Below are 24,913 nucleotides of genomic sequence, written 5' to 3' on the forward strand. Positions count from 1 at the left end.
GCATGTCCTTCCAACAACAAGATCTGATCGAACTGGCACGAACCACCATGCCCTTTGGCAAATATAGCGGACGTCCGCTGATTCGCCTGCCCGAAGAGTATTTGCTGTGGTTTCAGGGCAAAGGCTGGCCGGCCGGTCGCCTGGGTCAGTTGATGGCACTGGCGCTGCTGATCCGCAGTGAAGGCCTGGAATCGCTGATTACCCCGCTGATGGAAAACCCGTCGCGATGACCGAAGTGCTCAGTTGGCGTGGTGAGCAGATTCCCATTCGTCGCTCCAAGCGCAAAACGCTGGCGCTGCACGTCCGTGATGGTCAGGTCGAACTGCGCCTGCCCAACCGTACCCGCTCGGCCGAAGTGCTGGCCTTTGTCGACAGCCGGGCCGAGTGGATCAACAAGGTTCGCGAACATCAGCGCCAACGCAGTGACGAACGGCCGGATTTTTCACAGGCAGCGTTTTGCCCGCTGATGGATCAACAATTACAACTGCTGCTGCGCCCCGGTCGTAAAGCGCAATGGCAGCAGCTCGGTGACAGCCTGCAGTTGGATGTCGCCGATCTCGATAAAGACAGCGTGCACAGCCTGCTGGCCGACTTTTATAAGGCACAGGCGCGGCACATACTGACGCAGAAAACCGAACAACTGCTCGCCGCCCGGGGCTGGTCGGACCGGCTGCTCGACATCCGCCTGCGCCGCACCCGAACCAAGTGGGGACATTGCACCGCCGAAGGCCGCATTCAGTACAATTGGCTGATTATGCTGGCACCGGAGCGCGTTGTTGATTATCTGGTGGCGCATGAAACCGCTCATTTGCTCCACCCGCATCATGGCCCGGCGTTCTGGGCTGAAGTCAATCGCAGCCATCCCAGTTGGAAGAGCGAACGCCGCTGGCTGCACGAAAACGGACACCGTTTGCAGTTATGAACCAGGAACCGCCTGTTGATCGTCGTCAACGTCGTAAGCCCGATATCTGGATGCGCTTGCTGCACATTTCCAACGTCTCCGCCTGGATTGCCCTGCTCGGCTTTCAGTGTTTGTGGTGGATTGCCAAGCCGGAAATGAACACCGGCGTGGTGCGCTATCACCAATTGGAGATGCGCACCGAGTGGATGCAAAGCGTGTTGCCGTGGATGCCGGTAGCGCTGATCGGCTGCATCAGCCTGTCGGTCTCGGCGTTTCTGTTGAACCGTTATCGCTCGCGCCGGCGCCAGGATGGCAAGAACCGCAATCTGTGGTTGCTGCTGGTGTTGATACTGCTATCGGTGGTTTTTTACTGGACCCAGATCCGCTAGGCGGCCACAGGCAAATAGAGGCGAAAGCGGGCGCCGCCGAAAGGACTGGTATCGATGCTCAGGCTTAGGCCGTAACTGGCAAGAATATCGCGCACCATGGCCAGGCCAATGCCCTGCCCCGGCTGCAAGGTATCCAGGCGCTGATGGCGGTCTAACACCTGTTCGCGCGCCTGGGGTGAAATGCCAGGGCCATCGTCGTCGATATCCACACACCAGCGATCAGGAAAGGCGCTTTCGCGACTGACCGAAACGGTGATCACCGAACGACTGTATTTAAAGCCGTTTTCTAGCAGGTTACCCAGGACTTCCAGCAAATCGTTGGCATCCATGGCCACCGGCCAGGATTCGATATCGGGCAGGTCGAGTACCTTGTCGTTGTTAGCGAACGCCTTCTCCAGCGCCCGGCCAACCCGAACCAGGGCCTCACCCAGATCGACTCGTTGCCCCAGTACCGGCCCGGAACGCGCCTCGGTGACCGCCCGCTGCAGCTGATATCGAACAATCTGATCCATGCGCACTATCTGTTCGTTCAGTTCTTCGACATCGCCCGGATCCAGGGTGCGCATTACCGCCAGCGGCGTTTTCAGACTGTGCGCCAGATCAGCCATGGCCTGACGATAACGATCGCGCTGGCCCTGTTCGGCTTCCAACAGACGGTTCAGGTTATCGGTCAGCGGCGTTAATTCGCTGGGGTAGCGACCGTCCAGTCGGCGCGCTTCACCGCTGCGAATGCGCTGCAGATGCAAGGCCACCTGACGCAGTGGTGCCAGCCCCCAACGCGCCACCAGCCATAGCGTCACCAACAGCGCCAGCGTCACCGCGCCCAGCCCGCCCCAGAGCTGATTGCGAAAGGCGCGTAAGGTCTGCTGCAATGGAGCCGCATCTTCCAACACCCAGAACTCAAAGCGCGGAGTGTCACCATCGACACCCTCCCAGAGCACGGCGTAACGCTCGTAAACGTAGCCGCCGTGATCACCGAACTCTTCCTGACCGGGCGCCACATTGGCCTGGGACCGAACCCAGTCGAGTTGCTCGAACCATTGACTGGATAAGCTCTCCCAGACAACCTGCCGCTGTTCATTCAACACCAGCGCCACCAGACCGGATTCCGGTGAGTTGTAGCGTTCTTCGGCGAGGTAAGTCGGCAACCAGAACTCATTGCCGTTCAATTCCGATTCGGCCAGCAGATTGAGCACGCGCAGAAACAGGCGTTCCGATTGCCCGGTCACCAGACTGCGTTCCACGGCTCGGTCCAGCGCCAGGCCGGTAATGCCGAGAAACAACAGTAAGACGACGGTTGCTGACACCAGCAGGCGCCGGCGCAGCGAAAAGGTGGGACGGCTTCGCTTAGCTGGCATCAGCGTTAAAGCGATAACCGAGACCTCTTTGGGTCAGGATGGGATTGCGCTCGCCTTCGGGGTCGAGCTTTTTGCGCAGCCGGCGGATAAAGACTTCGATCACGTTGCTGTCGCGATCAAAATCCTGCTCATAAAGATGGTCGGTCAGCTCCGCTTTGGACACCACCTTGTCGCGGTGCAACATCAGGTATTCCAGAGTGTTGTATTCAAAGCTGGTTAAATCGACGGATTGCCCATCGACACTGAGCGTTTTGCTGGCGGTATCCAGTTCATAGATACCAATACTCAAGGACGGCGACGCCATACCAACGCTGCGCCGCACCAGTGCTTTAATGCGCGCCAACAACTCAGCAAAGACAAAAGGCTTGGCCAGATAATCATCGGCGCCAGCTTCGAGGCCAGTCACTTTATCCTGCCAATGGCCGCGCGCGGTCAGAATCAGAATGGGAAAACCGCGGCCGGCGGCTCGCGCTTGCTTGATCAGTTCGATGCCATCGAGCTCGGGCAGTCCCAGATCGATGATGGCCGCATCGTAATCATGCTCTCGCGCCATAAAGAGGCCATCACGCCCATCGACACTGCAATCAACGGCAAAGCCTTCTTTCTTAAAGCCTTGCTGCAGATGGTCGCGCAGACCGGCTTCATCTTCGACGATCAATAAGCGCATCGTTCTCTCCTGGTGTGAGCTGGCCTGGAGTGATCAGGGCCGGTCCGACGGATTGACGGGCTGACCGCTGGCGGGATCAAAATCGACAGAACGGACCCGGCCGCCTTCCAGCAAAATTCGCAGTCGATAGACCCAATTGCTGCCACTGCCGGCGCGCTCCACCTTAACCACTCGACCGCCATAAAGGCATTCAGCCGCCTGAACGACGGCGCCTTCCGTGGTTAACGGCAAAGCGGCACCGGTGCAGGGATGGTTGGCGGCGCTGACCGGCAAGGCCAGCATGAAGGTATAGACGGCGGTGGCCAGGGTTAGCCCGAGCAACCTCAACATGGGTGGGTGTGCCTCATGGTTATTATCTGGGCGTCACCTCGACCTCCAATTGAACATAGCGGCCGGGATGACGATCCATGATGGTAGTGAATTCTCGACCATTGTACCGATAGCGAACTTCATAGCCTATCAACTCACGACGATGATGGCGGTATTCAACTTCGCATTGGCGTTCGGTGCGGTAGCGCACCACCGTTTCTTTATCGCCGCCCAGCTCGTTACCGATGGCGCCACCAATAATGCCCCCGGCGATGGCACCAAAAATCTGCGACTCAGGCGAGTGGCCGGCATTAGAACCCACGGTCGCACCCAGCGCACCACCGATAATGGCCGCACCCGGGTTGCCGTTATTGCGGGTATAACGATCGACCTCGACATCGCGGGTACGACAGATTTCATAACGCGAGCCGCTGTCGCGGTAATAATAGGTTTCATAGATGGGTTCGGCGTACACCACCCGGCCATCGGCATAGAAATGCTGGCGGTCGCTGTAGTGGCGATCTTCGTGGTAGTAATCTGCCAGGGCGGCAGTGCTGACACTCAGTGCCAAGGTCACAGTCAACAAACGGATGGTGTTCATGTGCGTCTCCAGCATCTCCGGATTAACCCGGTTTCTGTGTTTCTGACGCACACCTTAGTGGCGCCGGTCTTAACCCTGGCTGAACCGTTTGAACCAGGGTTAAGACAGAGAGAGACCGGCTTGGCTTAGCCAAAGACGCCCTGCGCCACCTGATCAAAGTGATCGGCGAAGGTCACCGTCAAACCCTTCTTCAAGTAATCCGGCAACTCGTCGAAATCGCCACGATTCGGCTCAGGCAGAATCAACTTGCGAATGCCCTGACGTCGCGCTGCGATGACTTTCTCGCGAATGCCACCGACCGCCAGCACTTCGCCAGTCAGGGTGATTTCGCCGGTCATCGCCAACCCCGCCGGCGGCGCCTTGTTTAACGCCAGGCTGAGCAAGGCGGTCGACAGCGTCACACCGGCACTGGGACCATCTTTGGGGGTGGCGCCTTCGGGTACGTGCACGTGAATCAGGCTTTGCTTGAACAGCTCAGCATTACCGCCGTAGCGTTGGGCATTGGCGACCACAAAGCTGTAGGCAATTTCAGCGGATTCACGCATCACCTCGCCCAGCTTGCCGGTCAGCTTCAGGCCACGCTGATAGTCGTGCACCCGGGTCACTTCGATCGGCAAGGTAGCGCCACCCATTGAGGTCCAGGCCAGGCCGGTCACCACACCAACACCCTTGAGTCGCTTCTCGCGCCGGAACAGCTGTGTGCCCAGTAAGTCCGGCAAGTCTTCCGGCTGAATCTGGATACTGGACTGCGGCTCCTCAAGCAAACGCACCACCGACTTGCGGATGATCTTGGCCAGTTGTTTTTCCAGATTGCGCACCCCGGCTTCGCGCGCATAACCTTCGATCACCTGACGCAGCGCCTTGCGGCTGATCTTCAACTGCTTTTTATCGACACCGGCGCGCTCTAACTGACGCGGCCACAGATGACGGCTGGCGATATCGAGCTTTTCTTCGGCCAGGTAACCGGACAAACGAATCACATCCATGCGGTCGAGCAGGGCCGGCGGAATGGTGTCGAGCTGGTTAGCAGTACACACAAAGAGCACCTTCGACAGGTCCAGACGCATATCCAGGTAATGATCCAGAAACTGACTGTTCTGCTCCGGGTCGAGCGTTTCCAGCAAAGCAGACGCAGGATCGCCCTGGTAGGACGCACCGATCTTATCGATTTCATCGAGCATGATGACCGGGTTCATCACCTCGACGTCTTTTAACGCCTGCACAAACTTACCCGGCATGGCACCGATATAGGTACGGCGATGACCTTTAATCTCCGCCTCATCGCGCATACCACCCAGACTGAAACGATAGAAGGGCCGTCCCAGGCTATCGGCCACCGCCCGGCCAATCGAGGTTTTACCCACCCCGGGCGGGCCCACTAACAGCACAATAGAACCGGCGATTTCGCCTTTGTAAGCACCAACCGCAAGGAATTCGAGAATGCGATCTTTAACGTCCGCCAGACCGGAATGATGCTTGTCCAATACCTTGCGCGCGCGCTGCAAGTCCAGCTTGTCTTCGCTGTACTGACCCCAGGGAATCTGCGTCGCCCAGTCGAGATAATTCCGGGTCACGCCGTATTCAGGCGAACCGGCTTCCAGAATGGACAGCTTGTGCAGCTCTTCGTCGATGCGCTTCATAGCATCAACAGGCACGGTCTTGCCGTCCAGGCGCTCACGAAACTCATCGGCATCGCTCTGCCGGTCGTCCTTGCTGATACCCAGTTCTTTCTGGATATATTTCAGCTGCTCGCGTAAGAAGAATTCGCGCTGATGCCGCGACATTTCTTCATTAACCTGATCATTAATCTCCTGATGCAGGCGCGCCACCTCCAGCTCGCGCTTCAGCAGCGCCAGCACCTTTTCCATCCGCGCCAGCAACGGCAGCGTATCGAGCACATCCTGAAGCGCTGCGGTCTCGGCCGAGGTGATGGCGGCTGCAAAATCCGCCAAAGGTGATGGCTGGTTGGGGCTAAAGCGATTCAGGTACTGTTTCAACTCTTCCGAATAGAGCGGATTGATCGGCAGCAGTTCCTTGATCGCACTGATCAACGCCAATGCGTAAGCGCGTACTTCGCTTTCCGGCTCCTCCGGCTCGCTCGGATAAGCCACTTCCAGCAGATAAGGCGCCTTGCGCGACAACCAGGCGCGCAGCTGCACACGGCGCAGGCCTTCGGCTAAAAAGTGAATGGCGCCATCGCGCTCACGCACTTGATGCACCCGAACTACGGTACCGGTCAGCGGCAGTTGATCGCGGCGAATCGCCTGGGCGTCAAAGTCGTCGATATGGAACAGACAGAGCAATTTGTGCGGCGTATTGCTGACCCGCTCCAGGGTTTCCCGCCAGGCGTCCGCCTGCACCATGATCGGCATGATCTGGGCGGGGAAATAAGGTCGGTTTTGTACCGGTATCAGATAAAGCTTGTCGGGGAGTTGTTCGTCACTGCGGACCAGGGCAGAACCGCGGCTGATAATTTCGGGTTGGTGTGGATCTTGATCTGTCATGCATTCGAGTCCAACTGCAAAGTCGACTCGAAAGTGGGGACCGCTGAGCGGCAAATCAATCGCTGATCGTCATCGCTGTCGACGCTGCGCACCAAAGTCGGACTCAAGGTCATTTTTCGACCTGATTTCGACCCGATTTTGATCACCAATCACCGGGTTTCAATCGCGCCTTCAACTTGACGCTGGCGACAAATTTAACAAAACCCTGAGCCCATCAGGGCTAGCGAAGAGTGTCCACAAAATCTGTGGATATCTCTGTGAAGAAAGCTGGTTTAACAGGTCTCAACCACCGCGGTCACGGTATTGCCATAAATTGATCAAATTTTAACCTAACTATATTTTTCTTTTAATATCAATGAGTTACAGTTTTTCAGTACACTAACTATTCAATGCGGTATTGACTCATCGAGGAAAATCACTGTTCCACTAAGCAAGGTCTCAGCTTGGGGATAGATTGCCTAAACCCTTTTTTAGAAGGCTTCAAGTAACCCCTCCCGCCAAGTTTGTATCAATTTGTAATCGTTCATAAAGTTGTCACTCTATTGCGTCAAGGCTGTCAACTTTTATGACACTGGAAATCACTTTTAAACCATAAAAAAGCCGGCATTAAGCCGGCTTTGATCGGAACCCGGAATGTCAGTCGACTTTCCAGCCCTGAACGGTCTCGATGCCGTGTTCTTCGATCCAGACATCCAGTGGTTTCGGGTTGCGACGTTTTTTCTCAACGCGCTCACCGGTATTGGGGTTTTCATAGGTACCGATGGCCAGTTTCGGGCCAGTAGCGGCTTTGGCAGCCTTCTTACGAGCGCCTTTAACGCCACCGACACGCGCAAAGTAGGCTTGCAGCTCTTCGTAGAATTCCGGCTTGTCAGCTTTCTTACCCTGAGCCTTGACCCACTCAATGATCGCCTTGGAACGTGCCGTGAAGATGTCGTACTCAGAAATGCCGTACTCGTCGAACAACTTACGCACTTCTTCCTGGTACTGATCGAAGCCTTCCATCCGCTTGGCCTGGGCTTCTTTCTGCTTGCGCAGCTCTTCGATCTTGGCTTCGTGTTCCTGAATTTTCTTATCCAGATCCGGGTCTAGCATTCACTGTCTCCTGGGTTATTCGCCCGCACTGCGGGGTTTCATATGGGGAAAAAGGATGACGTCTTTGATCGAGGGTGAATCGGTGAAGTACATCACCAGTCGATCGATACCGATGCCCTCACCTGCCGTGGGTGGCATGCCGTACTCCAGGGCGTTGATGTAGTCGTCGTCATAGAACATGGCTTCGTCGTCGCCGGCGTCCTTCGCATCAACCTGGGCGCGGAAGCGCTCAGCCTGATCGATCGGATCGTTCAACTCCGAGAAGCCGTTGGCAATTTCGCGGCCGCCGATAAAGAACTCGAAGCGGTCGGTGACTTCCGGGTTATCGTCGTTACGACGCGCCAGCGGTGAGACTTCCGCCGGATAAGCGGTGATAAACACCGGACCCTCGAGGTTTTCTTCCACCGTGGCTTCGAAAATCTCGGTCTGTAATTTACCCAGACCCCAGCCGGCCTGCGCTTCTATACCCAGGCCTTTGGCCACGGCAACTGCAGCATCACGGTTGTCGATATCGGCAGCGTTCAAGTCCGGGTTGTATTTGAGGATGGAGTCGAACATCGTCAAGCGCTCAAAAGACGCGCCCAGATCGAAGGTTTTGCCTTGATATTTCAGCTCGGTCGTTCCCAGCACTTTCTGGGCGACTTCGCGCAGCATGGCTTCGGTCAAATCCATCAGGTCGTGGTAGGTGGCGTAAGCCTGGTACCACTCGAGCATGGTGAATTCGGGGTTATGGCGCGTCGACACACCTTCGTTGCGAAAGTTGCGGTTGATCTCGAACACCTTCTCGAAACCACCGACCACCAGACGCTTCAGATACAGCTCCGGCGCGATGCGCAGATACATATCGATATCCATGGCGTTGTGATGGGTGACGAACGGCTTGGCCGTGGCGCCGCCGGGAATCACCTGCAACATGGGGGTTTCGACTTCCATATAACCGCGCTCGGTCAGGAAACGACGAATGCCGTTGACGATGCCGGTGCGCACTTCAAACACCCGACGGGTGTCGTCGCTGATCATCAGATCGACATAACGCTGGCGATACTTCATTTCCTGGTCGGCCAGGCCGTGGAATTTATCCGGCAGCGGGCGCAGCGACTTGGTGAGGATGGTCAGGTTGTCGAGTGACTCCACCGACACATAAAGCTCGCCCTTGCCAGACTTCGCCAGTTTGCCGCGCACACCGACGATGTCGCCGATGTCGAGCAACTGCCAGTCCTGGCTTTCTTTCTGCAACGGCTTGGGCAAATAGGCCTGAATACGGCCGCTGCTGTCGCGCAGGCCGATAAAAGGACCACCGCGACGCATCACCCGGCCAGCAACGGCAACGGTGACGTCTTCTGCTTCAACGGCTTCTTTATCCAGATCGCCGTATTGCGACTGCAGCTCGCCGGCCATTTGCTCACGGCGAAAATCGTTCGGAAACGCCTGCGGGCGGCCGGCGGCCAGTTCGGCGAGTTTCTGTTTGCGCTCGGCGATCAGATGGTTGTCGTCCGTCGCGGCTTGGCTATCCGTTGGGTTTTGGTTATCGGTCATCTTCTGTCAGTCCACTGTCGAGGTGCCCGGCGTGCGGGCACCGGGCACGGTTTCAGAGCCCCTTCTTCAGAGACGCTTCGATGAATTGATCCAGAGCACCGTCGAGTACGGCCTGGGTATTGTGCGTTTCCACGCCGGTGCGCAGGTCTTTGATGCGCGAATCGTCGAGCACGTAGGAACGAATCTGGCTGCCCCAGCCGATGTCCGATTTCGAGTCTTCCACCGCCTGGGCGGCTTCGTTGCGTTTCATCATCTCGAATTCGTACAGCTTAGCTTTCAGCTGTTTCATCGCCTGGTCTTTATTCTTGTGCTGCGAGCGGTCGTTCTGACACTGCACCACGATGTTGGTCGGCAAGTGAGTGATCCGCACCGCCGATTCGGTCCGGTTAACGTGCTGACCACCGGCGCCGGAGGCGCGATAAACGTCGATGCGCAAATCGGCCGGATTGATTTCCACTTCGAAGCTGTCGTCAACTTCCGGCGATACAAAGACGGAAGTGAAAGAAGTATGGCGACGGTTGCCGGAATCGAACGGCGATTTACGCACCAGACGATGTACACCGGTTTCGGTGCGCAACCAGCCAAAGGCGTATTCACCTTCGATGCGAATGGTCGCCGATTTAATACCGGCCACTTCACCGGCCGAGGCTTCCATCAGTTCGGCTTTAAAGCCTTTTTCTTCGGCCCAGCGCAGATACATGCGCAGCAGCATTTCCGCCCAATCCTGCGCTTCGGTACCGCCAGAGCCGGCTTGAATATCCAGATAGGCGTTGGTCGGGTCCATTTCGCCGCTGAACATACGCCGGAATTCGAGTGTTTCGAGTTCCGCTTCCATGGCGTTCAAATCGGCCTGGATATCGGCCACAGTGCCGGCATCGTCTTCTTCGGCGGCCATGTCCAGTAGATCGCCAGCATCACGAGTGCCGTCGATCAGGCGCGTCAGGGTGGTGACAATGGTGCTGAGGTTGCTGCGTTCCTGACCCAGCGCCTGGGCACGTTCTGGTTCATTCCAGACGTCCGGCTGAGCCAGTTCACGTTCGACTTCGTCTAAGCGCTCTTGCTTGACATCGAAGTCAAAGGTACCCCCTAAGCACGTCGGTGCGCGCCTGAAGGTCTTTGATCTGTTCTTTGATCGGATTAAGTTCCACGGTCCGCTCCATTTCCAAAAGCAGGTTTTGCCGATTTCGGGCGGCATATTTTATCGAAAATTCAATGCCTTAGGTAGTGATTAATCGCTCGGAACGAGGTCATTAAAAACCAATTGCACGCTTTCCCGGCCGCGATATCGATTGCACTGCAACTGATAAACACCATCCAAAAACGCTTTTTGCGTCGGCCATATAGAGGTATCGATATTAAAGGCGATGGCATCGACGACCTGGCCGTTCGGATCACTCAGTTCCAGCTTCAGATGATGCTCACCAACAAGGCGCTGACTTTCGATGCGCCAGCGCCCGTGAAAACGTGGTTCGGGAAAGTTCTGGCCCCAGGGTCCGGCGGTTTCGAGTATCTGCGCGGTTTCCAGGTTAAGGTCGGAACTGCTCAGTTCACCATCGGTCATCAGCGTGGGGATCAGCGCTTCGGGTTCACACAGTTCGGTGACCGCTCGGTCGAACCACTGGCGCAGTTCATCCAGCCGCGCCGCTTCGATGGTCAGCCCCGCCGCCATGGCATGGCCGCCAAACTTGCGCAGCAAACCCGGACATTGGCTGGCAATCCAGTCGAGCCCATCGCGCAGATGAAAGCCGGCGATGGAACGCGCCGAACCTTTCAGCAAGCCGTCATCGCTGGCCGCCATGGCAATAACCGGCCGATGCATCCGGTCTTTCACCCGCGACGCCAGTATGCCGATAACGCCTTCATGCCAGTCGGACTCAAACAGCACATGGCCATTGCGGTTGCCCAAATCGGTCAGGTTGTCGAGATAACGTTCGGCATCGACCAACATGGAGCGTTCGATGGAACGCCGCTCGCGGTTGAGCGAATCCAGTTCGGCGGCCCGCTGGCGCGCCCTACCCGGATCGTGCTCCAGCAAGGTTTTCACGCCGACCGTCATATCGTCCAATCGACCCGCAGCATTTAACCGAGGCCCGACCACAAAACCGAAATCCTGGCTGCGGGCATGACGCCAATCGCGACCGGCGACCTCAAACAACGCCAAAATACCCGGCCGGGCGCGCCCGGCACGAATACGCGCCAAACCTTGCTGCACCAAACGGCGATTGTTGGCATCCAGCGGCACCACGTCGGCGACCGTCGCCAGCGCCACCAGATCAAGCCAATCAGCCAGTTGTGGTTCACGATGGCCCTGGTCGAACCAGCCGGATTCTCTTAGTCGCGCCCGCCAGGCGATCAGCAAATAAAACATCACCGTGCAACCGCAGGCGGCTTTGGAGGGGAAATCACAACCCGGTTGATTGGGGTTCAGGATGGCGTCGGCAGCGGGCAGTTGTTCACCGGGCAAGTGATGGTCGGTTACCAGCACCTTAACGCCCGCCGCCTTGGCGGCAGCGACGCCATCCAGGCTGGCGATGCCATTATCGACGGTGATGATCAGCTGTGGTGACTGTTGCAACGCCAGCGCAACGATTTCCGGCGACAGGCCGTAACCGTATTCAAAACGATTGGGCAGCAGAAAATCGACGTTCAGACCAAAGGCGCTCAGTGCTTCGACCGCCAAGGTGGTACTGGTCGCACCATCAACGTCGTAATCGCCGACAATCAGCACCCGCCATTGGTTTTGCAGCGCCTGCTGCAACAGATCGACAGCCGCATCGATGCCCTTCAGCGATTGCCAGGGCAAGAGGTGTTTGAGCTGGGAATCAAGCTCGACCGCTGCGCTGACCCCGCGAGCGCGGTACAGCCGGTCGAGCAAAGGATGGTCGTGAACCGCCGGGCCAGCTGGCTGTGGCCGTTCACTGATGGCCGGTAACTCGGCAGTCAAAACATCAACCGAAAACGGTGTCGGCGATGTGCGCCTGTACCTGGGCCAGATCGGCTGGCAAAACGCTGTAGCGTTCCGGACGCTGCATCAAGTCAGTCAGATGATGCGGCAATTCCGGCGATTGCAAACCAGCCTTTTCGATGGCATCGGCAAACTTAACCGGGTGCGCCGTGCCCAGGGTGACCATCGGATCGATAGCACTCCGCCGGGTAGCGCGTGCCGCCGCTACGCCAATGGCGGTGTGTGGATCGAGCAGATAGCCGGTATCGGCGTGCACCTGGCGAATGGTATCGACGGTGCCAGCGTCATCCAGCGCGTAGCTGTCGAACAATTCACGGGCGCGGGCCAGTCGAGCTTCGTCCAGGCTGACGGTTTCGTTATTCAGCTTGTCCATCAAGCTGCTCAGGCTGGCACCATCGCGATCGTACAGATCGAACAACAGACGTTCGAAGTTGGACGAGACCACGATATCCATCGACGGCGACAAGGTATGCGCCAGCGGCTGCTTCTCGTAGAGGTTCTTGCTCAGCACCCGGTGCAGGATGTCATTCTGGTTGGTAGCAACCACCAACTGACCGATCGGCAAGCCCATCTTCTTGGCCAGATAACCGGCGAAAATATCACCAAAGTTGCCGGTCGGTACCGAAAACGCCACCTGACGATCCGGGCCACCCAGATTAAGCGCCGCGTAAAAGTAGTAGACGATCTGCGCCATGATGCGCGCCCAGTTGATGGAGTTCACCGCCACCAAACGACGCTCGCCACGCAGGAAGGATTGATCACCAAAGCTGGCTTTGACCATCGACTGGCAGTCGTCGAAATTGCCTTCGATGGCAATGTTATGAATGTTGTCACCGGTGACGGTAGTCATCTGCCGGCGCTGCACTTCCGAGACGCGCTGATAGGGATGCAGAATAAAGATATCGATGTTGTCGCAACGCTTGCAGCCTTCAATGGCCGCCGAGCCGGTATCCCCGGACGTCGCGCCAACAATCACCGCGCGCTCGCCCCGTTTGGCCAGCGTCACATCCAGCAAACGACCAAGCAGTTGCAGCGCGAAATCTTTGAACGCCAGCGTCGGGCCCTGGAACAATTCCAAGACGTACTCGTTGTGGTCGATCTGCGTTAACGGCGCCACGGCTTTATGACCAAAGACGCCGTAAGTTTCCTTGAGCATGGTCGCCAGTTCGTCATCGCTGATGGCACCGGCAACGAACGGCTGAATGATGCGAAACGCTAATTCGTGATACGGCAAACCGCGCCAGGAGCGAATTTCATCGAGGCTGTATTCGGGCAGGGTTTCCGGCACATAGAGACCACCATCGCTGGCCAGACCAGTGAGCAGAACATCTTCGAATTCCAGTGTCGGAGCCTGGCCCCGGGTGCTGATGTATTTCACGCTGTTTCTCTCTTGGTTAATCACCCAAGCTTAACAAACCACCGCAACGAGCGCCGGGCAGAAGTGCGGCTTCGGGCGGGTGTCGGTCGCCAGGACGGCGACCGTCAAGCCTACAGGGATGTATTCACGGCGTCCCGCCTGGAGGCGTGCTTCTGCCCGGCGCGCCACAAGCGCTGATAATCGTCAGCCGTCTAATTGCTCAACGCGAATCCGCACCACCGGGCGCGGTACGGAATCCAAAGCTTCCAACTGTTCAATGGCTTTATCCATGCGTTTTTCGCGGACGTTATGCGTCAGCAGAATCAGCGGCACAACCGCGGCTTCGTCTTCCGGCTCTTTCTGGATAATGGCTTCGATATTGATGCCGTTATCGCTCAATACCTGAGCAATTTTAGCCATCTGACCGACTTCATCACGCACCGTGATGCGCAGGTAATAAGAGGTTTCAATTTCGCTGACCGGCAACACCGGCAGGTTTTCGGTTTCAACGCTGTAGCCCAGATGCGGCACGTTGCCAGCGTTGTCGATTTCACGGGCGATATCGACAATATCCGCAATCACCGAAGACGCCGTTTGCTCAGAACCCGCGCCCGGACCGGTGTACATGGTCGGCCCCACAGCATCGCCTTCAACCAGCACCGCATTGAGCACACCATTCACATTAGCCAGCAGGCGCTTTTCCGGCACCAGCGTCGGATGCACGCGCAGTTCGACGCCTTCCGGAGTTTTGCGGCTAAAGCCCAGATGCTTGATGCGGTAGCCCAGCTCTTCGGCGTACTGCACATCTTCGCGGGTGATGCGGCTGATGCCTTCGGTGTAAACCTTGTCGAATTGCAGCGGAATACCAAAAGCGATGGACGCCAGAATGGTCAGCTTATGGGCCGCATCGATGCCTTCCACGTCGAAGGTCGGATCGGCTTCGGCATAACCCAGGGCCTGAGCTTCTTTGAGTACGTCGTCAAACATCCGGCCTTTTTCACGCATCTCGGTGAGAATAAAGTTACCGGTGCCATTGATGATGCCGGCCAGCCATTTGATGTCGTTGGCGACCAGGCCTTCGCGGATGCCTTTAATGATCGGAATACCACCGGCAACAGCGGCTTCATAAGTTACCACCACGCCCTGAGCTTCGGCGGCTTTAAAAATCTCGTTGCCGTGTTTGGCGATCATCGCTTTATTGGCGGTGACGACATGTTTGCCATGAGCAATGGCTTCCAAAACCAACGCCTTGGCGGTTTCTTCACCACCAATCAACTCAACCAGAATATGGACGTTGGGATCGCGGGCGACCTCGAAAATATCGCGCGACACCTTAACATCACCCAGATCGCAGTCCGGATGATCGCGGCGGGCACCAACGTGGGTAATCTGCACCGGCTTACCAGCTCGACGCTCAATGTCTTCCAGGTTCCGGCGCATGACATTAAAGGTGCCGCTGCCGACGGTGCCCAGACCACAAAGTCCCACATTGACTGATTTCAAAACCTGCCTCTCTTATTCACGGTTAGATCGTGCCCGGCAAAATGCCGGAATAATGCTGAGCGAAACATACTGAGGGGGCTGGCTGCTGTCAACGCGAAGCCCCGCCGTTATGGGCTTTGCGCCCGGTTTAGCGTTGTGATTTTTTTGCAAGAAGCTGTTTCAATCCATCATCACAGATTGCAGCCATAAAAAAAGCAGCCGAAGCTGCTTTTTGGGAAACATCGATCCAGGCTTAGCCTTTACGGTCGATGCGTTCCTTGATGCGAGCAGACTTACCAGAACGCTCACGCAAGTAGTACAACTTGGCTTGACGAACCGCACCACGACGCTTGACTTCAATGCTGTCAACGATGGGTGAGTAAGTCTGGAAGGTACGCTCGACGCCAACACCGCTGGAAATCTTACGTACGGTGAAAGCCGAGTTCAGGCCGCGGTTACGCTTGCCAATCACAACGCCTTCGAACGCCTGAAGACGCTCACGCTCACCTTCCTTAACCTTGACCTGTACAACGACAGTGTCACCCGGGCCAAAGGCCGGGATTTCTTTATTCATCTGTTCAGCTTCAAGCTGCTGAATAATCAAATTGCTATTGCTCATCACTCCGCTCCTGATCTATCGCGCGAGTCAAAAACTCATCCAAAAGCGCCTGCTGTTCTGCGGTGAGTACCTTATCAGCCAACAGGTCCGGTCTTCTTTGCCAGGTGCGCCCTAATGCTTGTTGCAATCGCCAGCGACGAATGTCGTCGTGGTGACCACTGAGCAAAACCGGCGGCACCGCTCGGCCATCTAATACTTCAGGCCTGGTGTAATGCGGACAATCCAACAACCCTTCGGTGAATGAATCTTCCTCGGCAGAGGCTTCGTGCCCCAATACGCCGGGAAGCTGACGACCAATAGCGTCGATAAACGCTTGGGCGGCCAGTTCGCCACCGCTGAGAACAAAATCACCCAGCGACCACTCTTCATCCACTTCTGTCTCGATGACTCTTTCGTCGATGCCCTCATAGCGGCCACAGACGAAAATCAGGTGACTGTTATTACGCAGTTCACTCACTCCAGCCTGGTCCAACCGGCGACCTTGCGGCGACAGGTAAATCACCTTCGCCTGATTGCCGCTGGCGGCCCTGGCGGCCTGAATGGCATCGCGCAATGGCTGCACCTTCATCAGCATTCCGGGGCCACCGCCAAAAGGTCGGTCGTCCACGGTGCGGTGCTTGTCGTGGGTGTAATCGCGCGGGTTCCATAACCCGACTTCAATCAACCCTTTCTGCACCGCCCTTCCGATGACGCCTTGCCGTAAAAACGGTTCGAACATCTCCGGAAAGAGGCTGACCAGCCCGAACCAAGCTTGCGGTTCGGCTGTTCGAGACGTTTCCGTTGTCAAAATTCCGGGTCCCAATCGACCAGAATCCGACCTGCTTCGAGGTCAATATCCTGGACGTAGACTTCCGGCACGTACGGGATTAGACGCTGCTGACGATCAACACTGTCGGCATTGCCTTTGACGACCAGCACATCATTGCCGCCGCCCGCACTCATTAAATGATCCACCTTACCCAGAATGACGCCCGTGGTATTTGCCACCGTCAGACCTTCCAGTTCGTACCAATAGTACTCACCTTCAGGCAGTTCCGGCAGAAACTCCTCCGGGACAGCGATCTCGGCTCCGCAATAACTGCGGGCTTGGTCGCGGTCGTCGCAGCCGGCGATATGAGCAACCATGCCCTTGCCGTGGCTGCGTCCTTTGTCGATTTCGACAGAGGTCCAGTTGCCACCCAGGTTCAGCATCCACTCGCCATACTCGAGGATGCGGTCCATCGGTTCGGTGTAAGAATAGATTTTCACCCATCCTTTAATGCCGTAGACCGAGGAGACCTTACCCAGAACAACCATCTTGTCCGGTGCTTCCGGCGTCATCATTCAGGCCCTGTCGTACGAATCAGGCCTGGGCCTTTTGATACTCTTTCAACAGCTGGGCGACACGATCAGACGTCTGTGCACCTTTGCCCTGCCAGTACTCTACCCGCTCCAGGGTGACGCGCAGGCGTTCTTCCTGGCCACGAGCGATAGGGTTGAAAAAGCCAACGCGTTCGATGAAACGGCCATCGCGGGCGTTGCGGCTATCAGCGACGGTAATGTGGTAAAACGGGCGCTTCTTGGAACCACCCCGTGAGAGTCGAATGACGACCATTCGCGTCCTCCTGTTGCGGGCAAGCTTTGAAATCACCTGCCGTTTTGGATCTCCAGAGGGGTTACCTCTGAATGCGGAAGCCCTGTTCGAAAACAGCCTTCCTAACCCAAAGTGAAACGAAAACCAGGCCCACCCCGGTTTTCAAGGCCGCGAAATTATACGTTTGGGAGCTTAAAAAGCAAGGATGATGGGGCCGGACGGCCCCGTCAGAAGAGAATTAACCGAACGGACCGCGGCCACCGGCGCCAGGGAAGCCACCCGGAGGCAAACCGCCACCTGGCATTTGGCCGCCGCCAGGCATCTGACCGCCACCCATGGCGCGCATCATCTTGGCCATACCGCCTTTCTTGCCGGCCTTTTTCATCATCTTGGACATGTTCTTGTGCTGCTTGAGCAGACGGTTGATGTCCTGAATCTGAGTGCCGGAACCCGAGGCAATACGGCGCTTACGCGAGCCATTGATCTTATCCGGGAAGCGGCGTTCCTGCGGGGTCATCGAATCAATGATCACGCCCATCTGCTTGAACTGCTTTTCCGCACCCTGCATCTGGCTGACCGCAGCACCCATCTGGCCCATGCCCGGCAGTTTGTCGACCATGCCCATCATGCCGCCCATGTTGTCCATCTGGCGCAGCTGCTCGCGAAAGTCTTCCAGGTCGAAACCTTTGCCTTTTTGCAGCTTCTTGGCGAGTTGCTCGGCTTTGTCTTTGTCGACCTTGCGCTCGACTTCTTCGATCAGCGACATCATGTCGCCCATATCGAGAATGCGCGAGGCGACACGGTCCGGGTAGAACGGCTCTAAGGCGTCGGTTTTCTCGCCGACGCCCATAAATTTGATCGGCTTGCCGGTAATGTGACGCACCGACAAGGCGGCACCGCCACGGGCATCACCATCGGTTTTCGACAGCACCACACCGGTCAATGGCAGAGCATCGCTGAACGCCTTGGCGGTATTGGCGGCGTCCTGACCGGTCATGGCGTCGACCACGAACAGGGTTTCGATCGGCTTTACTGCTTTATGCAGCGCCTTGATCTCATCCATCATCTCGCTGTCGATAGCCAGGCGACCGGCGGTATCGACGATGACTACATCCACCGCCTGCTTGCGGGCAGCATCGATGGCGCCCTTGGCAATGGCGACCGGCTTCTGCTTCTCATCGCTGGGATGGAAGAGCGCGCCGACTTCGCCCGCCAGGGTTTCCAACTGCTTGATCGCCGCCGGCCGGTAAACGTCGGCCGAGACCACCATGACTTTCTTTTTCTCACGCTCTTTCAGGAAGCGCGCCAGCTTGGCAACAGTAGTGGTTTTACCCGCACCTTGCAGACCGGCCATCAAGATAACCGCCGGCGGCTGGGTATTCAGCGCCAAGGGCTCGCCGGTTTCGCCCATCACCCGCTCAAGTTCGGATTGCACCACCTTGAGGAATTGCTGGCCCGGATTCAGCGCCTGGGATACTTCCTGACCGACCGCGCGCTCACGCACGCCATCGATAAAATCTTTAACGACTGGTAAAGCAACATCGGCTTCGAGCAAGGCCATGCGCACTTCGCGCAGCGTGGCTTTGATGTTGTCTTCGGTCAGCTTGGATTGACCGGAAATTTGTTTCAGCGTCTGGGAAAGACGGTCGGTGAGGCTCTTAAACATCTCGCTTTCCGTGGGGATTTGAAAGGTCCGGCAGTATAACAGGGCACCGGCTGCGTCTCTATGATGGTGACAGCCAACGCAACCTCAAGTTGAGTTTGGGAACGCCTATCATTTATGCGAGACTAGCGCCTTGCTTTTTCTATATCCCTTTCGGCCAACGCCGAACTGCGAGGACTTTTCCGAATGCTGATCTGGCTCGCCATCCTGGGCTATCTCGTCAGTGGCCTGGTCGCCCTGAACGGCTTGTATCGTGTGCAGTCGCCTAATCGCCAATGGTTGTTCTGGCCGGCGGTCATTGGTGCCGCGGCGCATCTGTCGACGCTGGCTTCGGAAATTCTGGTCTCCGGCGCTTTGCAGATCAGCTTTCTTAATGCCGCCTCGGTAATCACCTTTTTCGTGATCTCCGCCCTGCTGGTCAGCGGCTGGTCGAAACCGCTGCACAGCCTGTTCGCCTTCGCTTTGCCCGCAGCGGCGCTGATTATGATTGTCGCTGTGCTGGCGCCAGATGCGTCATCGCCCCGGTTATATCGAACCGGTGTCGTACTGCATGTCTTCCTGTCGATGCTGGCTTACTCTGTGATCACCATCGCCACCTTATTAGCCGTGCTGCTCGGCGCCCAGAACCGCCAATTGCATAACCACGATTTAGACAGCCGCCTGAATCGCTTTCTGCCGCCACTGCAAACCATGGAACGGCTGCTGTTCGAATGGCTGATGATCGGTTTTATTCTGCTCACCGCCGCCATCATCTCCGGCGGCCTCTTTATTGAAAATATCTTTGCTCAGCATCTGATGCATAAAACGGTGCTGACGCTGGTGGCCTGGGGCTTTTTCGCCACCCTACTGTTCGGGCATTTTCATCTGGGCTGGCGCGGTGCTTTGGCCAGCCGGCTGACTATCTTCGGATTTGTATTTTTAATGCTGGCTTTTTTCGGTTCGAAGTTCGTTCTCGAATACCTGCTTCATCAATACGGCTAATTCTCTTACCGACGCGCAACTGTGCTTGACAGAGGGGTGACCGCGCCGCTAAAAAGCACTTTCTATTGGTGACTGAGGTTTTTACCCCTTGAACGAGCTCCCCCTAGGCCTGCTGTTTGTCTTGCTAGGCCTGCTGCTGCTTTGTTCCGCTTTCTTCTCGAGCTCGGAAACCGGCATGTTGTCACTCAACCGCTACCGTCTCCGTCACCTGGCCAATGAAGGTCATCGCTCTGCGAGCCTGGCCCAACGTCTGCTGGAAAAGCCCGATCGTCTGATCAGTACCATTCTGATCGGTAATAACCTGGTCAATATCGCCGCGGCCTCTCTGGCCACCATCATCGCTATTCGGCTGCTACCGACGCAGCAGGACCTGGCGCTGGCGCTGTCGACGATATTGCTGACGCTGGTGGTGCTGATTTTCGCGGAAGTCACGCCCAAGACGCTGGCGCAACGCTACCCCGAACAAATCGCCTTTCCGTTTTCCTTTGTGCTGCGGCCCTTGATGTTTGCGCTGGCACCGGCGATCTGGCTGGTCAATCTGTTCGTTAACAGCCTGTTCTGGCTGTTCCGCGTTGGTCGTACCGGCGACAGCACCGATGCCCTGTCGGCGGAAGAATTAAAAACCCTGGTCAACGAGTCCGGCGAGATGCTGCCCCCGCAACGTCAGAACATGTTGCTGGGTATTCTTGAGCTGGAAAACGTCACCGTTGACGACATCATGGTGCCGCGTAATGAAGTCAGTGGCGTCGATATGGAAGCCGATGTCGATACCATCGCCGACCAGATCCGCCGCACCGACTACACCCGTTTCCCGCTCTACAAGGGCGATCTGGACAAGGTGATCGGCATCATGCACATCCGCGATGCTGCCGAATTCCTCTACGCCGACGAGCCGTCCAAGGTGATGCTTACCAAGGCCGCCAAGGACCCGTACTTTGTGCCGGAAAACACCCCGCTGCACACCCAGTTGATCAACTTCCAGACGCAGCAATTGCGCATGGGTCTGGTGGTTGATGAGTACGGTGATATTCAGGGTCTGGTGACGCTGGAAGATCTGCTGGAAGAGATCGTCGGTGAATTCACCACCGACATCGCCAATTCCAGCAAGGAAATTCACCCGCAGCGCGATGGCTCTTATGTTATCGACGGCACCGCTAACATCCGCGAAATCAATCGCGCCCTGGCTTGGGAGTTGCCGACCGACGGTCCGAAAACCCTGAACGGTCTGGTGTTGGAGCACGTCGAAGACATTCCCGATGCCAATCTGTCGATCAAGATCGATCGTTATCTGATCGAAATTCTGCAGATCAAAGACAACGCCGTCATCGCCGCCCGCGTTCGCGAAATGCCGTTAAGCCGGCCACGCTGAACCGATCCTCCGCCGGGAGCGTATTGACTGGACACCCCAAACGGGAGTCCGCCATGCGTTCCCTGCTTCCCCTCCTGCTGTGCTGCCTGCTACTGGCAACCGACGTCCAGGCTGAAGACGATGACCATAACGATGATCTGGAAGATCAGTTCCGCAACCTGATCACCCAACAACTGAGCGCCCTGCGCAGCGGCGATGCCGAAGCCGCCTGGGCCTGGGCTCACCCCAACATCAAAGGCCGGTTTCTGACCGCCGAACGCTTCTACACCATGGTCGTGCGCCAGTATCAGCCGTTGACCGAATTCAGCGTCATCCGGTTCAGGGAACTGGAAGCGGCGGGTGACAACTGGGTGTTACCGGTCTGGCTGCGCACCGACGACGACCAGCAATACCTCGCCTTCTACGCCCTGAGCCAGACCAACCAGGGCGAATGGCGCATCGCCGGCTGTCAGTTGGTCGAGTATCAGCCGCCGGGCATCTGAGCCGGATGATTGAGACGGCGGCCGTGTTAAACTGCGCGGCCCCGTGACCAACCCCAAGGCGCTTTCATGTCTATCAATATCCGCATCGTCCTGGTTCAGACCTGGCATCCCGGCAACATTGGCGCCGCCGCACGCGCCATGAAAAACATGGGTCTGGAGCAACTGGTGCTGGTCAATCCTATCGATTTTCCTTGCGATGAAGCCTACAACCGCGCCGGCCAGGCCACCGACCTGCTCGACAACGCCCGAGTCGTGACCAGCCTCGACGAAGCCATCGCCGATTGCGGCCTGGTCGTCGCCACCAGCGCCCGCGAACGCAGCATTAGATTACCGGCCCTGTCAGCCGAAGAGTGTGGCCGCGAAGCCGTATCGCGCCAGCACGAAGCGCCGGTTGCACTGGTATTCGGACGCGAACGGATGGGCCTGCACAACGACGACATTCAGCGCTGTCACGCCCAGGTGAATATCGACGCCAACCCGGATTACCCGGTGCTGAACCTGAGTCAGGCGGTGCAGTTATTGAGTTACGAGGTATTCAAAGCGGCGCAAAATGAAACCGGCAACAACACGACCACGCCCTACCCGCTGCATGCCGATCTGGAAAGGTTTTACGACCATCTGAATGAGACGCTGGGTGATATCGGTTTTCTCAACCCGGCGCACCCGGGCCAGGCGGTGGATCATCTGCGCGCCCTGTTTCGCCGCGCCCAACCCACTGCCAAAGAATTGCGCCTGCTGCGCGGCGTACTCAGCGCCGCCCAGCAAGCTGCCAAGAATCAGTCTTCCGGCTGATTGCGGCTCGGTTCGGCCTGAACAAAGGCCGGCTGAGCGGTGGCGTGCTGATAGATGCGCTGCAAACGCGGCCAGGCATCGAGCGTCATATCAACGCGCAGAGCGTTATACATCTGCGGAATCAATAGCACATCGACCAGGCTCAATTGATTGCGATAAAACCAATCGCCACTGCCCAAGCGCGCCGCCTGCACTTCCAAGGCATCGAAGCCGGTAGTAATCCAGTGCCGGTGCCAGGCGTTCACTTCAATTTCGCTGGCCTGAAATTGCGAGCGCAACTGCTTTAACACGCGCATGTTGTTAATGGGGTGAATGTCACAGCCGATGTCCTGGCACAGCGCCCGAACTTCGGCACGCGCCAACGGATCGTTCGGCAACAGCGGCGGGTTCGGATAGACCTCTTCAAGGTATTCCAGAATCGCCATCGACTGCCGCACCAAGCCCGGTTCTAAATCCAACGACGGCACCAAACCCGCCGGATTCACCGAGCGATAAGCTGCACTGTGCTGATCGCCCTGGCGCAACTCAATAGGCACCTGCTGCGCGTCAACACCTTTCAGTGCCAACCCAATGCGCACCCGATAGGCGGCCGATGAACGCCAATAATGGTAGAACTTCATCTGCATTCTCCCGGTGACAAATCAGTCGGATCGACTGTGCTTGCCAATGCCATACTCGCGCAACTTATTGGCAATGGCGGTGTGCGAAACGCCCAGCTTTTTACCCAGCTGCCGACTGCTCGGATAAGCCGGATAAAGCCGGCGCAACAACTGAGCCTCAAACCGTTTCATGGCTTCATCAAGCGAGCCTTCGAAATGTTCATCGACATAACCCCAGCCGCTGGAAAAGCTGGGCAATTGCAAATGTTCCGGCTCCAGAATGTCATCTTCAGCTAAGGAAACGGCACGCAACAACGAGTTTTCCATCTGCCGCACATTGCCTGGCCAGGGATATTGCTGCAGCGCATTCTGACAAGCGCGGGAAATACGAATCCGGCGGCGTTGCGGCTCGGCAAAGCGGGCAATAAAACGTTCGGCCATCGGCAAAATATCGTTCTTGCGATCGCGCAGCGCTGGAATGTGCAGCGCCAATACGTTCAGCCGGTAATAGAGATCTTCACGGAAGGTGCCGTCGCGGCACAACGCCAGCAGATCTTTTTGCGTTGAGCAGATGATGCGCACATCGGCGGTAAATTCCTGTTCATCGCCCACCCGGCGGTAGGTGCCATCCTGCATCAGGCGCAGAAATTTCGACTGCAACAGCTTCGACATATCGCCGATTTCATCGAGAAATACCGTGCCGCCTTCGGCCAGTTCGACGATGCCCTTTTTCGCCTGGGTCGCGCCTTCAAAAGCACCGGCGGCGTAACCGAATAATTCGCTTTCGGCCACACTGTCGGGCATGGCAGCGCAGTTCAAAACCAGGAACGGTTTGTCTTTGCGCAGGCTGTGTTGATGGCAGGATTTGGCCAGTAATTCTTTGCCGGTTCCGGTTTCACCGGTAATTAACAAAGGCGCATCCAGACCCGACATCCGCTTAGCCTGACGAATCACCTTTTTCATCGGCTGGCTTTCGGCGATGAGTAATTCAAACTCACCGGCCTGCTGCTGGTAAGCAGTGATCTGGCGACCAAGACGCTCGGGTGATTTAAAGGTAATGACCGCGCCGGCAAAGTAATCGTCCTGGTCGGCATCGGTTTCGTTGGGTACGCGAATCGGATAAATATCAGCCAGGAAGGTACGGCCACGCAGTTGCAGATGAGTCGCCGTCGCGCCGGGTTGATCGCCGTTGAGCCAATGGCTGAAATTGAAACCCTTCACCCAGTTCTTCAGCAACTTGCCGTGCACCTCAGCTTCGGGCAATTGCAGAATATCGAGCGCGGCTTCATTGGCGATCACCACATTGCCCTGGCTGTCGATCGATACCACCGGTTCAGGCAGCGTTTTCAGCAGCGTCTGCATTTCCTGCTGTTCACGCTCGCCGGGCAGATAGGGAATCAGGGAGACATCCTGGATGCCCGGAATCAAACGGATTTCCGGCATCAGATGCTGAAATTCATCGAAAACAAGCGTCGGGAAGTTGAGGTAAATCCGGCCGGTGGGATCAATTTCGATGCCCCTGAGATCGATCTGGTGTTGCACCAGAATATCCAGCACTTCAGCACAAATACCCAAGCGCTCTTCGCATTCGATCTTGAGCCGCATTCACTCTCCCCACTGTAAGCAATACTTTCCAGCGCGCTAAATTGCCGCAGGGTCGTTTTGTTGTCAACT

The 24,913-nt window shown here is 56.9% G+C and carries 25 protein-coding genes; 7 read left to right on the top strand and 18 right to left on the bottom strand.

Annotation, left to right across the window (positions count from 1 at the left end; genetic code table 11):
- Positions 1-2 precede the first annotated feature (2 nt).
- From ABMA60_RS13940 to ABMA60_RS13950, 3 genes are read left to right on the top strand one after another with little or no spacing between them, the layout of a single operon-like run.
- The gene (locus tag ABMA60_RS13940; protein ID WP_392804124.1) at positions 3-230 is read left to right on the top strand and encodes a DUF3820 family protein; all 228 of its coding nucleotides are present in this window, start codon (positions 3-5) and stop codon (positions 228-230) included.
- Complete coding sequence (locus tag ABMA60_RS13945) at positions 227-922, top strand: M48 family metallopeptidase (protein WP_392804126.1); 696 nt, start codon at positions 227-229, stop codon at positions 920-922. The genes ABMA60_RS13940 and ABMA60_RS13945 overlap by 4 nt, the downstream gene beginning before the upstream one ends.
- Positions 919-1,290 carry a hypothetical protein gene (locus tag ABMA60_RS13950; RefSeq protein WP_392804128.1) on the top strand — a complete coding sequence of 124 codons (372 nt, stop codon included), beginning with the start codon at positions 919-921 and terminating at the stop codon, positions 1,288-1,290. The genes ABMA60_RS13945 and ABMA60_RS13950 overlap by 4 nt, the downstream gene beginning before the upstream one ends.
- On the opposite strand, the gene ABMA60_RS13955 is transcribed toward ABMA60_RS13950, so the two are convergent.
- The 16 genes from ABMA60_RS13955 to ffh all read right to left on the bottom strand — a co-directional run bounded on the left by ABMA60_RS13955 (position 1,287) and on the right by ffh (position 19,019).
- On the bottom strand, positions 1,287-2,597 hold the full coding sequence (locus ABMA60_RS13955) for an ATP-binding protein (protein ID WP_392804130.1): 1,311 nt from the start codon (positions 2,595-2,597) through the stop codon (positions 1,287-1,289). The two genes, ABMA60_RS13950 and ABMA60_RS13955, sit on opposite strands and share 4 nt — an antisense overlap.
- Before the next feature lie 40 nt (positions 2,598-2,637).
- Entirely contained in the window at positions 2,638-3,315 is a 678-nt protein-coding gene (locus tag ABMA60_RS13960) for a response regulator transcription factor (RefSeq protein WP_392804132.1), read from the bottom strand.
- Positions 3,316-3,348: 33 nt separating this feature from the next.
- Complete coding sequence (locus tag ABMA60_RS13965; RefSeq protein WP_392804134.1) at positions 3,349-3,645, bottom strand: PepSY domain-containing protein; 297 nt, start codon at positions 3,643-3,645, stop codon at positions 3,349-3,351.
- Positions 3,646-3,667: 22 nt separating this feature from the next.
- Complete coding sequence (locus tag ABMA60_RS13970) at positions 3,668-4,225, bottom strand: glycine zipper 2TM domain-containing protein (RefSeq protein WP_392804136.1); 558 nt, start codon at positions 4,223-4,225, stop codon at positions 3,668-3,670.
- Positions 4,226-4,350: 125 nt separating this feature from the next.
- A complete protein-coding gene (gene lon, locus ABMA60_RS13975) occupies positions 4,351-6,729 on the bottom strand; it encodes an endopeptidase La (RefSeq protein ID WP_392804138.1) in 2,379 nt (792 codons plus the stop codon).
- A gap of 636 nt (positions 6,730-7,365) precedes the next feature.
- On the bottom strand, positions 7,366-7,821 hold the full coding sequence (locus ABMA60_RS13980) for a hypothetical protein (protein WP_392804140.1): 456 nt from the start codon (positions 7,819-7,821) through the stop codon (positions 7,366-7,368).
- A 15-nt stretch (positions 7,822-7,836) separates the two neighbouring features.
- Positions 7,837-9,357: a lysine--tRNA ligase gene (gene lysS, locus ABMA60_RS13985; RefSeq protein ID WP_392804142.1), complete on the bottom strand. Its 1,521-nt coding sequence runs from the start codon at positions 9,355-9,357 to the stop codon at positions 7,837-7,839.
- Between the two features lie 52 nt (positions 9,358-9,409).
- A protein-coding gene (gene prfB / locus ABMA60_RS13990; RefSeq protein ID WP_392804144.1) for a peptide chain release factor 2 occupies positions 9,410-10,517 on the bottom strand; the annotation gives its coding sequence in 2 pieces (ribosomal slippage) (positions 9,410-10,432 and positions 10,434-10,517; 1,107 coding nt in all).
- 68 nt (positions 10,518-10,585) lie between these two features.
- On the bottom strand, positions 10,586-12,301 hold the full coding sequence (gene recJ / locus ABMA60_RS13995) for a single-stranded-DNA-specific exonuclease RecJ (RefSeq protein ID WP_392804146.1): 1,716 nt from the start codon (positions 12,299-12,301) through the stop codon (positions 10,586-10,588).
- 4 nt (positions 12,302-12,305) lie between these two features.
- The gene (gene thrC, locus ABMA60_RS14000) at positions 12,306-13,700 is read right to left on the bottom strand and encodes a threonine synthase (RefSeq protein WP_392804148.1); all 1,395 of its coding nucleotides are present in this window, start codon (positions 13,698-13,700) and stop codon (positions 12,306-12,308) included.
- Between the two features lie 183 nt (positions 13,701-13,883).
- Complete coding sequence (locus ABMA60_RS14005; protein WP_392804150.1) at positions 13,884-15,182, bottom strand: homoserine dehydrogenase; 1,299 nt, start codon at positions 15,180-15,182, stop codon at positions 13,884-13,886.
- Positions 15,183-15,414: 232 nt separating this feature from the next.
- Complete coding sequence (gene rplS / locus ABMA60_RS14010; protein WP_392804152.1) at positions 15,415-15,780, bottom strand: 50S ribosomal protein L19; 366 nt, start codon at positions 15,778-15,780, stop codon at positions 15,415-15,417.
- Positions 15,770-16,567 carry a tRNA (guanosine(37)-N1)-methyltransferase TrmD gene (trmD, locus tag ABMA60_RS14015; protein WP_392804154.1) on the bottom strand — a complete coding sequence of 266 codons (798 nt, stop codon included), beginning with the start codon at positions 16,565-16,567 and terminating at the stop codon, positions 15,770-15,772. Before trmD ends, rplS begins: the two co-directional genes overlap by 11 nt.
- A complete protein-coding gene (gene rimM, locus ABMA60_RS14020) occupies positions 16,564-17,103 on the bottom strand; it encodes a ribosome maturation factor RimM (RefSeq protein ID WP_392804156.1) in 540 nt (179 codons plus the stop codon). The genes trmD and rimM overlap by 4 nt, the downstream gene beginning before the upstream one ends.
- Positions 17,104-17,122: 19 nt before the next feature.
- The gene (gene rpsP / locus ABMA60_RS14025; RefSeq protein ID WP_392804158.1) at positions 17,123-17,374 is read right to left on the bottom strand and encodes a 30S ribosomal protein S16; all 252 of its coding nucleotides are present in this window, start codon (positions 17,372-17,374) and stop codon (positions 17,123-17,125) included.
- Between the two features lie 217 nt (positions 17,375-17,591).
- Entirely contained in the window at positions 17,592-19,019 is a 1,428-nt protein-coding gene (gene ffh / locus ABMA60_RS14030; RefSeq protein WP_392804161.1) for a signal recognition particle protein, read from the bottom strand.
- A gap of 183 nt (positions 19,020-19,202) precedes the next feature.
- Here ffh and ABMA60_RS14035 point away from each other — a divergent pair, with 183 nt between their 5' ends.
- The 4 genes from ABMA60_RS14035 (at position 19,203) to ABMA60_RS14050 (ending at position 22,640) form a co-directional block, all read left to right on the top strand.
- Positions 19,203-19,997: an inner membrane protein YpjD gene (locus ABMA60_RS14035; RefSeq protein ID WP_392804163.1), complete on the top strand. Its 795-nt coding sequence runs from the start codon at positions 19,203-19,205 to the stop codon at positions 19,995-19,997.
- Positions 19,998-20,085: 88 nt separating this feature from the next.
- Positions 20,086-21,366 (top strand): HlyC/CorC family transporter, encoded by a 1,281-nt coding sequence (locus ABMA60_RS14040; protein ID WP_392804165.1) that lies wholly within the window; start codon positions 20,086-20,088, stop codon positions 21,364-21,366.
- Between the two features lie 53 nt (positions 21,367-21,419).
- Positions 21,420-21,848 (top strand): DUF4864 domain-containing protein, encoded by a 429-nt coding sequence (locus ABMA60_RS14045; protein WP_392804167.1) that lies wholly within the window; start codon positions 21,420-21,422, stop codon positions 21,846-21,848.
- A 66-nt stretch (positions 21,849-21,914) separates the two neighbouring features.
- On the top strand, positions 21,915-22,640 hold the full coding sequence (locus ABMA60_RS14050; RefSeq protein WP_392804169.1) for an RNA methyltransferase: 726 nt from the start codon (positions 21,915-21,917) through the stop codon (positions 22,638-22,640).
- On the opposite strand, the gene maiA is transcribed toward ABMA60_RS14050, so the two are convergent.
- Together maiA and tyrR are read right to left on the bottom strand one after the other, a co-directional pair.
- On the bottom strand, positions 22,625-23,260 hold the full coding sequence (gene maiA, locus ABMA60_RS14055; RefSeq protein ID WP_392804171.1) for a maleylacetoacetate isomerase: 636 nt from the start codon (positions 23,258-23,260) through the stop codon (positions 22,625-22,627). The genes ABMA60_RS14050 and maiA overlap by 16 nt on opposite strands.
- Positions 23,261-23,281: 21 nt before the next feature.
- Positions 23,282-24,844, bottom strand: a complete 1,563-nt coding sequence (tyrR, locus tag ABMA60_RS14060) for a transcriptional regulator TyrR (RefSeq protein ID WP_392804173.1) — start codon at positions 24,842-24,844, stop codon at positions 23,282-23,284.
- Positions 24,845-24,913: the final 69 nt, after the last annotated feature.

Source organism: Saccharospirillum sp. HFRX-2, from assembly GCF_043196805.1.
Classification (GTDB): Bacteria; Pseudomonadota; Gammaproteobacteria; order Pseudomonadales; family Natronospirillaceae; genus Saccharospirillum.